The sequence below is a fragment of the Bradyrhizobium sp. CCBAU 11434 genome (assembly GCF_028128895.1).
Classification (GTDB): domain Bacteria; phylum Pseudomonadota; class Alphaproteobacteria; order Rhizobiales; family Xanthobacteraceae; genus Bradyrhizobium; species Bradyrhizobium zhengyangense.
This window is the reverse complement of the sequence record NZ_LBJX01000002.1, coordinates 471,935-484,977: the sequence shown is the minus strand read 5'-3', so window position 1 is coordinate 484,977 and position 13,043 is coordinate 471,935. Positions and strand designations below refer to the sequence as shown.

Here is a 13,043-nt window from a genome sequence, read left to right as displayed (position 1 = left end):
GGGATGCAGCTTCGCTTACTGCGTGATGCCGAGCTTCTTGCATCCGGCGGCATATCGTCCGGTGCAAAGCTGATCGGCGGTCTGGATCTTCTTGTCGATGATCTCCGCCTTCAAATTCTGTTCGGTCACCACAGCCGGAATGAACAGCTTCGAGGGCGTATTATAGAGCGTGGTTTCCGCCTTGGGCGTGCCGCCCGAGAGGAACTCCACCGCGGCCTGCGCCGCGGCGGCTGCAACGATCTCGCTGGGCTTGGAGATCGTATTGTACTGATCACCGGCGATGATGAGCTGAAGCGCGGCAATCGTCGCATCATTGCCTGTCACCGCAGGCACCGGATCGACACCGGCAGCCTTGAGAGCGGCAATTGCGCCACCGCCCGTACCGTCATTGGCGGCGACGACGCCAAGGATCTTCTTGCCGAAGCGGGTGACCTGGCCGCTCGCCCATTGCTGCGCCTTGGGTGGTGCCCAGTCCGGCGTGTCGTATTCGGCGAGGATCGGATAGCCGCTTTTATCAAGGCCCGCGTGGATGCCCTTCTTGATAAGTCCCGCGGCGGCATCGGTCGGCGATCCATTGATCTGGAGCACCCCTTCGCCTTCCTTCGGCGTGATCTTGGCGTCCTTCAGATGCTTGACCAGCGATTCCGAGATGGCCTTGCCGATACCTTCGTTGTCGAAGGAAACGTAGAAGTCGGCCTTGGCGTCGGGGATCGGACGGTCATAGGCGATCACCTTGATACCCTGGGACTGTGCCATTTTCACCAGCGACGCGGCGGCAGCCGAGTCGACCGGATCGAGCACAATCACCTTGGCACCCTGCGAGATCACCGAGTTGAATTGCTGTTGCTGGCGCGCGGCGTCCGCACTGGCATTCTGGTAGATGACCTTGCAACTGGCGCAGAGCTTCTTCATCTCGGCAGCAAAACCTGGATAGTCGTGCTGTTCGTAGCGGGTGGACGCCTGGTCGGGCATGAGGAAGGCGACGGTTGCGTCTTTCACCTCGGCGGCATGCGAGGACATGGCCGTCGCGCCGAGTAGCGACAGGGCGAGAGCGGCAGAGCGCGTAGTCTTGAGCGAGGGCTTTGTCATTCGGACTTCCCTTTCGGAAACTGGGTGTTAAAGTGCTGCTCGTTGAGGTCTGGAGACGCGCCATTCCTGCTTCCGCAGCCGGATGGCAAAGGCGGTGAGCGCCGATATCCTCCAAGGCCACGCGGAATTTCCGGACAGACGTTCTCCTTCGCGGGCTGCCATCGGCGCGCCCACGTCATACTTCCCGTAATCGTCCTCCTCCCTTGCTCCTCCCGGTTAGGCGGCGCGTGCCGCGTTGATGTTGTCCGCCAGCAATCGCCTGAAACGCGAGGGCGGCATGCCCTTCTCGGCCAGAAACTGACGATTGAAATTGGAGAGATTGTTGAAGCCGACCTGGAAGCAGATGTCGGTAATCGACGCGTGTTCGTCACTCATCAGGATCTGGCAGGCGAGATTGATGCGGAGCCGCTTGACGTATTGCACCAGCGACATCCCCGTGTGCCGGCGGAACGAACGCGAAAACCCGCTTTGCGACTGGCCGGCGATTGCAGCGAGATCTGCTTCGCCGAACGGCTGCGTCAGGTTCTCGCGAATGAAGGCGAGCGCCTTGTTCATTCCCGCCGACATGTAGCCGGACGGGTCGGGCAAATAGTTTGGGCTGGAGAGCGGCAGTGCGCCCCGGGCGCGACAGAGCGTCCCCAGGATCATCATGAACAGCTCGATCCGGCGCACACCCGTCGCCGCCACGATCTCCTCCATCAGCGGGGCAAGCTCCTTGCTCGTTCTGCTGGCAAAGAGGACGCCGCGTCGGGAGGATTCCAGCAGCGCGCCGAGACCCGACAATTCCGGCATCAGCCTCATCGTGTCGCCGATGAATTCTTCGCTGAACTGGATGATGCGTCCGCGCAGCGGGATGGTCATTTCCGGCGGCAGATCGCTGACCCAATTATGCGGCAGGTTGGGTCCGGTGAGCACGAGATTGCCCGGCTCAAATTGGCCGATGAAATCGCCGACAAAGTAGCGACCGCTCGTCGCCACGACCTGATGAATCTCGTATTCCGGATGGAAATGCCACCTGACCGTGTGGAAGGGATACCCGTGCGACCAAGCCTTGAAGGACTCGCCGCGCCGTATCTGGACGACTTCCAGGTCTGGTTCCATATCCATTCCCTCCTGGGCCGGCCCGGTTTATGAACGTCTGAGCTCGTACCCGACGGCTGAATTTTGCTCAGCTCTATCTATTGTTCGAAACCGTATCGGGTGGGAGCCGCTGCCGCCACCACGATTCAGACGCCCAACCGATACTCTTTTGACATTCGTTCGGTGGGCGCTGCAATATCGGCTGCCTTCGGGCTCGGCCCGGCTCCTACTCCAAACTCTCCACGCGCCGCAGGCTCGGAAACAGCTTCATCCAGAGCAGCGCCACTGCGACGGTGCAGACGCCGCCGAGCACCGCCGCCGGCATGGCGCCGAATAGGGCTGCCGTCAGACCGCTCTCGAACTGGCCGAGCTGGTTTGAGGCGTTGATGAAGAGGAAGTTCACCGCCCCGACGCGGCCGCGCATCTCGTCGGGGGTGGCGAGCTGCACCAGCGAGAAGCGGATCACAACGCTGATTGTATCCGCGGCGCCGAGCACGGCGAGCGACAGCACCGACAGCCACATCCAGGACGACAGCGCGAACACGACCGTGGCGATGCCGAACACGATCACCGCCTGGAACATGCGCAGGCCCACATGCCTGGAGATGGCGTGACGCGCCAGCACCACGGTCATCAAGAGCGCGCCGACGGCAGGCGCAGCCCGGAGCACGCCGAGCCCGACCGGGCCGGTCTGGAGAATGTCACGGGCATAGATCGGCAACAGCGCGGTGACACCGCCGAACAGCACGGCGAACAGGTCGAGCGAGATGGTGCCGAGGATCGCCGGATTGCTCCTGATAAAGCGGACGCCGGCAAAGATGTTGTCCTCGTCGGATCCCTCCTTGGCGACCGCCTGCGGCCGCGGCCGGACGAATCCGGTCAGGATCATCCCGAAAATCCAGAACAGCAGCATCATGGTGTAGGCGAGATGCGGCGCGATCGCATAGGCAAAGCCGCCGAGCGCAGGCCCGGTGATGGTCGCGACCTGAGCTGCCCCGCTCGCGATCGCCGTCGCGCGCTGGAGCGAGCCCTGCGGTGCGATCAGCGGCAGCAGCGCCGCGGTGGTCGGGCTCTCGAAGGCTCCGGCAATGCCGAGCACGAAGGTCGCGACGAAAATCTGCACTTCGCTGACTGCGCCGAGATAGGTGATCAATGCGAGATAGAGCGCGGTGGCGGCTTCCACGAGCTGACAGAGCTGGACCACGCGCTTGCGCTCGAAACGGTCGGCGGCGTGGCCCGCGACGAACACCAAGAGCGCGGTAGGCGCGAATTGCACCAGCCCGACCATGCCGAGGTCGAAGGCCGAGCCGGTGAGGTCGTAGATCTGCCAGCCGATGGCGACCGCCGCGATCTGGCTGGAAAAGCGCGACAGGTTGCGGGAGAGCAGGAAGAACAGGAAGGCGGGATGGCGAAGAAGCTCACCGGCGGTGACCGGCGGACTGACGGATCCTGGCTGCTCTGGCATCGCCTCTTCGGTCACGCGCGGATGATCGGCCCTTGATATCGACGCGCCGGGGTGGCCGACCCGGGCCTGGATGTCAACAGCCGGGCCGCCCGCAACATTCCCGGCATTGCGTTTGCAACGCAGGCGCGGCCATAATGATTGGGGGTTTGGGGACATCATGCTGCGGCTGCAATCGACACTCGGCGTTTTCGCATTGCTGCTGATCGCCTTCGCGCTCGCGGAGAATCGCCGTGCGGTCTCGTTGCGCCAGGCACTGATCGGCCTTGTCGTGACCTTCGTCACCGCGATCGTGCTGCTGAAGGTGCCGTTCGTGGCCCATGCCTTCGGCGCCATCAACGACGCGGTCGGCGCCATCTCCGCGGCCTCGCGCGCCGGCTCCTCCTTCGTGTTCGGCTATGTCGGCGGCGGCGCCCTGCCGTTCGAGCTGAAGGTGCCGGGCGCCGATTTCATTCTGGCGTTCCAGGCGCTGCCGATCGTGCTGGTGATGAGCGTGCTGACGACGCTGCTGTTCTATTGGCGCGTGCTGCCGCCAATCGTGCGCGGCATGGCCTGGCTGCTGGAGCGCACGCTGGGCGTCGGCGGCGCAGTCGGGCTCTCGACCGCCGCCAACATCTTTCTCGGCATGGTCGAGGCACCCCTGTTCGTGCGGCCGTATCTGGCGCAGATGTCGCGCAGCGAATTGTTTCTGGTGATGACCGGCGGCATGGCGGGCATCGCCGGCACGGTGCTGGTGCTTTATGCGACGCTGCTTGCTCCCCTCATTCCTGATGCGGCCGCGCATTTCGTCATCGCTTCCGTGCTGGGCGCGCCGGCCGCGATCCTGGTCAGCCTGATCATGATCCCCGAAACCTCCGACAAGCGCACCGGCGGCGCTCTTGAGGATCCGGAGATGGCGGTCTCCGGCACCATGGACGCGATCGTGAAAGGCACCAGTGCCGGCATCGAGCTGTTGATCAACATCGTCGCGATGCTGCTGGTGCTGGTGGCGCTGGTCTATCTCGCCAATGCAGTGCTCGGCCTGTTGCCTGCCGTCGGCGGCGCCGCGATCTCGCTGCAGCGGGTGCTGGGGTTGATCATGGCGCCGATATGCTGGCTGATGGGACTGCCCTGGGACCAGGCGATCGCCGCCGGCAGCCTGATGGGCACCAAGACCGTGCTCAACGAGCTCGTCGCCTATATCGACTTCGCGAAGCTGCCGCCCGACACGCTCGATCCGCGCTCGCGCCTGATCATGCTCTACGCGTTGTGCGGCTTCGCCAATTTCGCCAGCCTCGGCATCATGATCGGCGGCCTCGGCGTGATGGCGCCGGAGCGTCGCGACGAGATCAACGCGCTGGGGCTGAAGTCGATCGTATCGGGGACGCTGACAACGTGTCTGATGGGCGCGATCGTGGGGGTGTTGACGTAGGTCTCTCCACGCAGTCATTCCGGGGCGCGACGAAGTCGCGAGCCCGGAATCCATTCATCCACCGACTCCGTCGCCCAATGGATTCCGGGCTCGCGCTACGCGCGCCCCGGAATGACATCAAGCCTTCAACTCCACCGTCCTGAACTCCGCCGGCAAGATCACCTCCAGCAGTTCGACGTCGTCAGAATAATCCAGAATCATGTGCTTGATCTTCGGCGGCTGGGTCCAGGCGCTGCCCTCCAGCATCAGTGTCTCGCCTTGCCCATCCATGTAGGTCTTCACCCAGCCCTTGAGCACGTAGACCATCTGAAAGTCGACGTCGTGGAAGTGCAGCTTCGACACTTCCGCCGGATCGCAAGGGCCCTGCAGGCGGATGACGTGGGCTTGCGCGAGGCCCTGGCTGGCAGCGGCGATGCCGAGGTCGCGGTATTTGGCATAGGCACGCAGGCCGTCGGCTTTGAAGTCCTCCTCACGGTGGTGGCTGATGGCGATGCGCTGCTTCGGGCGCGCGGGTTTCTTTGCCGAGGTCTTGGCAGGCGCTGCGCGGGCTTTGGATTTCACCGTCTTGCGCGCTGATGATCGCGCAACGGACTTGGCCGCGCTCCGCTTCTTCACCGCGGTTTGGACTGCGCTGCGCGACTTTGCTTTCGATTTTGATTTCTTGGCCATGGGCCGGCCTCCCGTGTTGTTATGGCGGAGGCTACCACAGAACGAGATATCGTAGGGTGGGCAAAGCGCAGCGTGCCCACCTATCGTGTGCGATCGGAGAGATATGGTGGGCACGGCGCGCGAAGAGCGCGCCTTTGCCCACCTTACGAGACCGGTGTTCTCGTCAATTCAACCGGAACACGCCGTCCACGGCGCGGAGCTCGGCCGGCTTGATCAGCTTGGAGTGCGCCACGGTCACCGAATACAGCGGGCCGTCGAGCTTCTCCGTCCAGAACGCCAGGAAATCCTTGAGCGCGGGGAATTTCGGAAACATGTCGTAGTTCTGCCAGACGTAAGTCTGAAGCAGCGAGGGATGATCCGGCATCCGATAGAGAATTTCCGCCGTCGTCAGCCCGTAACCCAGCATCTGTTTCCGGAAATCCTCGGAAACGCCCCCAACGCGCAGTCCCATGCCAAACCTCCTTTGCAGGAGCGCATACAGGGGGTGGCTTGATCCGTGCCCCGGGGAGCCACCCGGAAACGATGCGCTCACATGAGAGAAATGTGACGCAAACTGACAATCCATCTCAAGCCCAAAAGTTTAACAAGCTGTTGAAATTCAATGCGTTAGCAGCAGAGACGCCCCCGTGCTAATACGGTCCCCAAGGGGGGTGCCAAGAAGCCCTCCGAAATCGGTTAACGACGGGAGAGGGATTCTGGCACTTGGTCCTTCTGAGTGCCGATTTTTCTGCTAGAAGCCCTTGTCCCCGCAAAATTCCTGTCCTATTTGAGCTATGTCCGCATTGGCACTCGCGGACATCGATTGCTAACACCCTCAAAACATCAATCTGAGCAAATGCTTAGGAGAGCTGCATGAAATTCCGTCCGCTTCACGACCGCGTCGTGGTCAAGCGCATCGACGCAGAAGAGAAGACCGCCGGCGGCATCATCATCCCCGACACTGCCAAGGAAAAGCCTTCCCAGGGTGAAGTCGTCGCCGTTGGCCCGGGTGGCCGCGACGAAGCCGGCAAGCTGGTTCCGATCGACCTCAAGGTCGGCGACCGCGTGCTGTTCGGCAAGTGGTCGGGCACTGAAGTCAAGATCGACGGCGTCGACCTGCTGATCATGAAGGAAAGCGACATCATGGGCGTCCTCGACGTCCCCGCTTCCAAGAAGAAGGCGGCCTAAGAGCCCCTCTCTCCCTCCAGTCAAACACTATCCAAGGAAAATTCCAGATGGCAGCCAAAGAAGTCAAATTCTCGGTTGATGCGCGCGACAAGATGCTGCGCGGCGTCGACATTCTCGCCAACGCGGTGAAGGTCACGCTCGGTCCGAAGGGCCGCAACGTCGTGCTCGACAAGTCGTTCGGCGCTCCCCGCATCACCAAGGACGGCGTCACCGTCGCCAAGGAGATCGAGCTCGAGGACAAGTTCGAGAACATGGGCGCGCAGATGGTGCGCGAAGTCGCCTCCAAGTCCGCTGACGCGGCCGGCGACGGCACCACCACGGCGACCGTGCTGGCCCAGGCGATCGTGCGCGAAGGCGCCAAGTCCGTTGCCGCCGGCATGAACCCGATGGACCTCAAGCGCGGTATCGACCTCGCGGTCGAGGCCGTGGTTGCGGACCTGCAGAAGAACTCCAAGAAGGTCACCTCGAACGACGAGATCGCCCAGGTCGGCACCATCTCGGCGAACGGCGACCAGGAGATTGGCAAGTTCCTCTCCGACGCCATGAAGAAGGTCGGCAACGAGGGTGTCATCACCGTCGAGGAAGCCAAGTCGCTCGAGACCGAGCTCGACGTCGTCGAGGGCATGCAGTTCGACCGCGGCTACATCTCGCCCTATTTCGTCACCAACGCCGACAAGATGCGCGTTGAGATGGACGACGCCTACATCCTCATCAACGAGAAGAAGCTCTCCTCGCTGAACGAGCTGCTGCCGCTGCTCGAGGCCGTGGTGCAGACCGGCAAGCCGCTGGTCATCGTCGCCGAAGACGTCGAAGGCGAAGCGCTCGCGACCCTGGTCGTGAACCGTCTGCGCGGCGGCCTGAAGGTCGCGGCCGTCAAGGCTCCGGGCTTCGGCGATCGCCGCAAGGCCATGCTGCAGGACATCGCGATCCTGACCGGCGGCCAGGCGATCTCGGAAGATCTCGGCATCAAGCTCGAGAACGTCACGCTCAACTTGCTCGGTCGCGCCAAGAAGGTGATGATCGACAAGGAGAACACCACGATCGTCAACGGCGCCGGCAAGAAGGCCGACATCGAGGCGCGCGTGGCCCAGATCAAGGCGCAGATCGAGGAGACCACCTCGGACTACGACCGTGAGAAGCTCCAGGAGCGTCTGGCTAAGCTCGCCGGCGGCGTCGCGGTGATCCGCGTCGGCGGCGCGACCGAGGTCGAGGTGAAGGAGCGCAAGGATCGCGTTGATGACGCGATGCATGCGACCCGCGCGGCTGTCGAGGAAGGCATCGTCCCGGGCGGCGGCGTCGCCTTGCTCCGTGCTTCCGAGCAGCTCAAGGGCCTGCGCACCAAGAACGACGACCAGAAGACCGGCGTCGAGATCGTGCGCAAGGCGCTGTCGGCTCCCGCTCGCCAGATCGCCATCAACGCCGGTGAAGACGGCTCGGTGATCGTCGGCAAGGTGCTGGAGAACAAGTCGTACGCCTTCGGCTTCGACTCCCAGACCGGTGAGTACGGCGACCTCGTCAAGAAGGGCATCATCGACCCGACCAAGGTGGTCCGTACCGCGATCCAGAACGCAGCCTCGGTTGCAGCGCTTCTGATCACCACGGAAGCCATGGTCGCCGAGCTGCCCAAGAAGGGCGGCGCCGGCCCCGCAATGCCCCCGGGCGGCGGCATGGGCGGCATGGACTTCTGATCCAGCCATTCTGGCAAAACAACGAAATGCGAAACCCCGGCAGCGATGCCGGGGTTTTTGTTTGGGGGGCGTCGGCTCTCTCCCCCCTTGTCATTTCGGGCTCGGCGCTGCGCGCCGCCCCGGAATGACAGCGGGGCTACCCCACCTTCCCCAGCCGGTCTACGCGCAGCTCGCCTTCGGAATCGAGCGACCAGAAGATCCGCGTCACCTTGCCGATGAGATTGTCCATTGGGACGAAGCCCATCACCGACTTGAAGCGGCTGTCGGTGGAGTTGTCTCGGTTGTCGCCGAGTGCGAAGAAATGGCCCGGAGGTACGGTGTAAACCTCGGTGTTGTCGGCATAGCCATTGTCGACGCAATCGTAGGTGATGTAGCTCGCACCGTTCGGCATCGTCTCGCGCCAGCGCTTGACCCTGGTCCCGGTCTCGCCGCCGCAGGCAGAGCCCGCGGCCACCTCCTTCAACGCCACGCGCGCGACCTGCTTGTCGTTCAGAAAGAGTTGTCCCTGCCGCATCTGGATGCGATCGCCAGGCAATCCGACAACGCGTTTGACATAGTCGATCTCATCGACCTTCGGCGATCGGAAGACGACGATGTCGCCATAGGCGGGATCAGCGGCGCGGAAACGGCCGGAGATGAACGACGGCGCGAAGGGAAACGAATAACGGCCGTAGCCATAGGCATACTTCGCCGCGAAGACGTAGTCGCCGACCACCAGCGTCGGCATCATCGAGCCGGACGGGATATTGAACGGCTGATACAGGACGTAGCGAAACAGCAGGAGTGGCGACCACAGCACGGGCACGAGCAGGATCAGGATGACAGTCGCCTTCCACCCGCTGGATCTGGCCTTCGGCCGGACGGTGTCCTGAAGCGTGGTCATCGCCTTCCCTGCCCGAGATTGTCGCGGCCACAGGATTGCGCAACCTGTCGGCGCGCGCAATCCCGGCCTTCCTGACTAGGTCGTGCGGATGACGGGCTGCGTTCAAGGCCGCCGCTAGCCGGCAATCAACTCTGCGCCAGATCCCGGAAGCAGTGGCGTATCCAGTCGATCGTCACGCGCGTTGCGGCGTCGCGCTTGAGGTGGTTTTGCACCAGCAGCCAGGCATCGCGCCGTTTCGGCAGCAGGCTGGCGCGCAGGCGGCGATCGCCGAGCAGGTCCGCGCAGACATATTCCGGCAACACGCCGGCGGCCCGATGCGCGCGGATCAGATTGCGGATGACGCGGACATTGTCGGTGACGCAGCGCGCGCGCGACGTCTTGGTGCGCAGGAATTGCATCTCGGGAATGGCGCCGAGCTCGTCCGGATAGGCGCACAGCATCGACTCGCCCTCGGTCGTCACAGGCTCGAAGTAATAGAGCTTGATGTCGCCAAGCCTGGAGATCACGAAGTCGCCCTTGTCGGGCTTGCGCAGACGGATGGCGAGATCAGCCTCCCAGCGCGAGAATTTGACGTTCTCGCTGGAAGTGAGGAATTGCAGCGTCAGGCCCGGATTGGCGTGCAGGAAGTCGCTCGCGCGCGGCGACAGTACCGCTTCGGCCACCGTGTTGGTGGAGGCAATGCGCAGGCGCCCCACCGGTCCTTCCAGGTTCTCGCTGAGACGGCCGATCTCGGCGGCATGCGCGGCCATCGCCTCGACATGCGCCAGCACCGCCTCGCAGCTCCGCGTCGGCCGGCGCACGCCGTCAGCGGCCTCGAACAGGCGCAGGCCGAGGGCGCGCTCGATGCGCGACAGCCTGCGCCCGACCGTGGTCTCGTCGATGCGCAGCCGCGCGCTGGCGCCTGCATAGGTGCCCTCGTCCCTGACGGCGGCGATGATGCGCAGATCGTCCCAGTTCATGGGCCTGAGGCTACATCGGCGGCGAGATGCCTGCAATATCGCAGCCACCGGCTGCAATATCCCTGCATATCGGCAGGCGGCTCCGGCGCTATGTTGGCCAAGCCTTTCGCCCCGGAGATTGCCCGACCATGACGACCGCAAAGACCCTGCTCCAGCTCGCCGGCGCCGACCTCAACCCGCCGCGCCTCTCCGACGCCGCGCTGGTGCTCATCGATATCCAGAATGAATATCTTGCAGGCCCCCTCGCCTTGCCCGACGCGCGCCCCGCGATCGCGCGGGCGGCTGCGCTGCTGGCACGGGCGCGCGAGAGCGGAGCCGCGATCATCCATATCGCCCATCGCGGCAAGCCTGGCAGCCTGTTCGATCGCAGCGCCGATCGCGGTGCCATCGTCGCCGAACTCGCGCCTCGTGCCGGTGAGCTCGTGATCGAGAAGGAGCTGCCCAACGCCTTTGCCGGCACCGATCTCAAGGCGCGTCTTGACGCGACCGAGAAGAAGAACATCGTGCTGGCCGGCTTCATGACGCATATGTGCATCAGCTCCACGGCGCGCGCCGCGCTCGATCTCGGCTTTCGCACCACTATTGATGCCGATGCCTGCGCCACGCGCGACCTGCCCGACGGACGCGGCGGCACGCTGGACGCGCGCACCATTCACGAGGTTGCGCTGGCCGAACTCTCCGACCGCTTCGCGATCATCGCGCGCGGCGATGCACTGAGATAACGGAGCAAGCTGATGCTGCAACTCTATTTCTCACCGATGGCCTGCTCGCTTGCGAGCCGCATCGCGCTGATGGAATCAGGTCTCGATGCGCGCTATCACCAAGTTCATCTCGCGACCAAGACGGTCGCGGACGGCGACGGCGATTTTCGCGACATCTCCTTGAAGGGCGCCGTACCGGTGCTGGTGCTGGAAAACGGCGAGCGGCTGACCGAGTGCGCGGCGGTGTTGCAATACATCGCTGACCTGAAGCCCGAGCGCGGCCTTGCACCGCGGCCGGGAGATTTGGATCGCTACCGCCTGCAGGAATGGCTGAGCTTCGTCGGCGCCGAGATCCACAAGGCGTTCCTGTTTCCGACGTTCTGGTACAAGGACGACGGCTCGCTCGCCAAGCCGCGCGCGCGGATCTTGCAAACGCTGTCGGTGCCGTCAGCGCATCTTGCGGACCGCGAATTCCTCGTCGGTCGCAGCTTCACCGTTGCGGATGCACATCTCACCTGGGCTCTACTGCTGCTTCGTCCCGCAGGTGTCGACATCGCGCAATGGCCCTCGCTCGCCAGATATCTCGAGCGCATGCAGGCGCGGCCGGTGGTGCGAGAGGCGATTGCCACCGAAATGGTGCTGCGCAAGGCCGTGCCGGTCAACGCAGCGTAGCGGGTCACTCTGGAAGCAGAAAATGAAAAGGGCCGCAGCGAGCGGCCCTTTTGCATGATCTCGAATTGACCTGATCTACTCGACCCGCGCCAGCACCGCGAGCTTGCGGATGCCCTTGTTGCGATAGGCGTCGAGGAATGCGTAGTAGTCCTTGAACGACACGCAACCGTTGGAATCGCCGTTTGGCCCGAGCATGAAGGTGTGTGCGAGCAGGCCGTCGCGGCCATAGATCGCGCTTTCGCCGCCGATCGGGGTCAGGCGCAGCGCGGGCACGCCGTGGAACAGCGCCTCGCGCGGCTTCAGATTGTAGATGTGCGGCGGGGTGACGCCGCGCATGCGGACACGCTGCGAGTGCGGATCGTCGAGGTTGGAGCCGAGGCCGGAATGCGCCTCGAGCTTGGTGCCGTCGGGTAGGTAAACCGTCTTGGCGGTGATGTCGTAGACCGCGGTGTCGCGCTCATAGGGCGGCGCGCCGCCGAACATCGGGTTCTGCTCTTTCGGCGCGATCGCCGAGGTCACGCTGGCATCGGCCGAAGCATAGGCGAGCAGACCGCCGGAGGGCTCACGCTTGCCCCACAGCTTCTCCACCATCGATTGGCGCGGACCGGTGATCGACATCACCGCAGCCTTGGCGCGGTCGGCAAAGGATTTTGGCTTGGCTTCCGGCGCCGGCACGATCTGGGCCGGATCGGCGGAGGCGAGTTGCACCGGCGCGTCGGAGCGCTTGCCCTTCGCGACGTCAGCGACCTTGTCGGCGACCCTCTCAGCCACCTTGGCGGGGTTGAGCGGCTTCAGCACTTCGGCGACCTTCGCGACGACGGTCGGCTTCGAAGTGGCTTCGGCGACCTTCGTCGCAGGCGCAGCACTCGCGGCGTTCGAATCCACGCCCTGCGTCGCCGCTGCGGCAAAACGCTCGTTGAACTGTTCGCGCGAAATCGGTGCAGCCACCTGCAGCCGGTCGGGCAGCAAGGCAAAGGTTTCCCGGATCGCCTCGCCCGCCTCGCGCAGCGCCACCTTGGGCGCGCGCTTGACCACGGGCTCGTCGTAACCGGCGCTGCCGACGGTCGGATAGACGCTGGCGGCGAAGATGTTGTTGTAGACGGTCCAGCCGGCAAGCAAGACGCAGCCGGCCACGGCGGCGCCAAGCACGTTTTGGGTGGTCATTTTCCGGGAAGACTTCCGAGAATTGTTTGGCTTCCGTGCCGCGTAACTCTGCGCAGCGATACTCGTACTCATTCGCCTTGCGTCCAGGACGGTGTCAC

The 13,043-nt window shown here is 63.9% G+C and carries 13 protein-coding genes; 5 read left to right on the top strand and 8 right to left on the bottom strand.

Annotated features, from left to right (window positions below; genetic code table 11):
• Nucleotides 1-15: 15 nt before the first annotated feature.
• From XI06_RS04550 to XI06_RS04540, 3 genes are all read right to left on the bottom strand, one after another.
• Nucleotides 16-1,089 (bottom strand): ABC transporter substrate-binding protein, encoded by a 1,074-nt coding sequence (locus tag XI06_RS04550; RefSeq protein WP_237873444.1) that lies wholly within the window; start codon nt 1,087-1,089, stop codon nt 16-18.
• A 216-nt stretch (nt 1,090-1,305) separates the two neighbouring features.
• Nucleotides 1,306-2,190, bottom strand: a complete 885-nt coding sequence (locus XI06_RS04545) for a helix-turn-helix domain-containing protein (RefSeq protein ID WP_237873442.1) — start codon at nt 2,188-2,190, stop codon at nt 1,306-1,308.
• Between the two features lie 205 nt (nt 2,191-2,395).
• On the bottom strand, nt 2,396-3,634 hold the full coding sequence (locus XI06_RS04540; RefSeq protein ID WP_237873440.1) for an MFS transporter: 1,239 nt from the start codon (nt 3,632-3,634) through the stop codon (nt 2,396-2,398).
• Between the two features lie 157 nt (nt 3,635-3,791).
• Between XI06_RS04540 and XI06_RS04535 the strand changes: the two genes are divergently transcribed.
• Nucleotides 3,792-5,042 (top strand): NupC/NupG family nucleoside CNT transporter, encoded by a 1,251-nt coding sequence (locus XI06_RS04535; RefSeq protein WP_237873439.1) that lies wholly within the window; start codon nt 3,792-3,794, stop codon nt 5,040-5,042.
• Nucleotides 5,043-5,159: 117 nt separating this feature from the next.
• Here XI06_RS04535 and XI06_RS04530 read toward each other — a convergent pair whose 3' ends face one another.
• Together XI06_RS04530 and XI06_RS04525 are read right to left on the bottom strand one after the other, a co-directional pair.
• The gene (locus tag XI06_RS04530; protein WP_237866195.1) at nt 5,160-5,711 is read right to left on the bottom strand and encodes a cupin domain-containing protein; all 552 of its coding nucleotides are present in this window, start codon (nt 5,709-5,711) and stop codon (nt 5,160-5,162) included.
• A gap of 163 nt (nt 5,712-5,874) precedes the next feature.
• Nucleotides 5,875-6,162, bottom strand: coding sequence for an usg protein (locus XI06_RS04525; RefSeq protein ID WP_237866194.1), 288 nt, complete (start codon nt 6,160-6,162; stop codon nt 5,875-5,877).
• 401 nt (nt 6,163-6,563) lie between these two features.
• Between XI06_RS04525 and XI06_RS04520 the strand changes: the two genes are divergently transcribed.
• A complete protein-coding gene (locus XI06_RS04520) occupies nt 6,564-6,878 on the top strand; it encodes a co-chaperone GroES (protein ID WP_130369321.1) in 315 nt (104 codons plus the stop codon).
• A gap of 47 nt (nt 6,879-6,925) precedes the next feature.
• Nucleotides 6,926-8,566 (top strand): chaperonin GroEL, encoded by a 1,641-nt coding sequence (groL, locus tag XI06_RS04515; protein ID WP_271604690.1) that lies wholly within the window; start codon nt 6,926-6,928, stop codon nt 8,564-8,566.
• 136 nt (nt 8,567-8,702) lie between these two features.
• Here groL and lepB read toward each other — a convergent pair whose 3' ends face one another.
• Nucleotides 8,703-9,449 carry a signal peptidase I gene (gene lepB, locus XI06_RS04510; RefSeq protein ID WP_237872727.1) on the bottom strand — a complete coding sequence of 249 codons (747 nt, stop codon included), beginning with the start codon at nt 9,447-9,449 and terminating at the stop codon, nt 8,703-8,705.
• A gap of 125 nt (nt 9,450-9,574) precedes the next feature.
• Nucleotides 9,575-10,408, bottom strand: coding sequence for a LysR family transcriptional regulator (locus XI06_RS04505; RefSeq protein WP_237872726.1), 834 nt, complete (start codon nt 10,406-10,408; stop codon nt 9,575-9,577).
• Nucleotides 10,409-10,536: 128 nt separating this feature from the next.
• Here XI06_RS04505 and XI06_RS04500 point away from each other — a divergent pair, with 128 nt between their 5' ends.
• Nucleotides 10,537-11,130 (top strand): cysteine hydrolase family protein, encoded by a 594-nt coding sequence (locus XI06_RS04500; protein ID WP_237865783.1) that lies wholly within the window; start codon nt 10,537-10,539, stop codon nt 11,128-11,130.
• A 12-nt stretch (nt 11,131-11,142) separates the two neighbouring features.
• On the top strand, nt 11,143-11,781 hold the full coding sequence (locus XI06_RS04495; protein WP_237865782.1) for a glutathione binding-like protein: 639 nt from the start codon (nt 11,143-11,145) through the stop codon (nt 11,779-11,781).
• 75 nt (nt 11,782-11,856) lie between these two features.
• Here XI06_RS04495 and XI06_RS04490 read toward each other — a convergent pair whose 3' ends face one another.
• Nucleotides 11,857-12,945: a tlde1 domain-containing protein gene (locus tag XI06_RS04490; protein ID WP_237865781.1), complete on the bottom strand. Its 1,089-nt coding sequence runs from the start codon at nt 12,943-12,945 to the stop codon at nt 11,857-11,859.
• Nucleotides 12,946-13,043 lie beyond the last annotated feature (98 nt).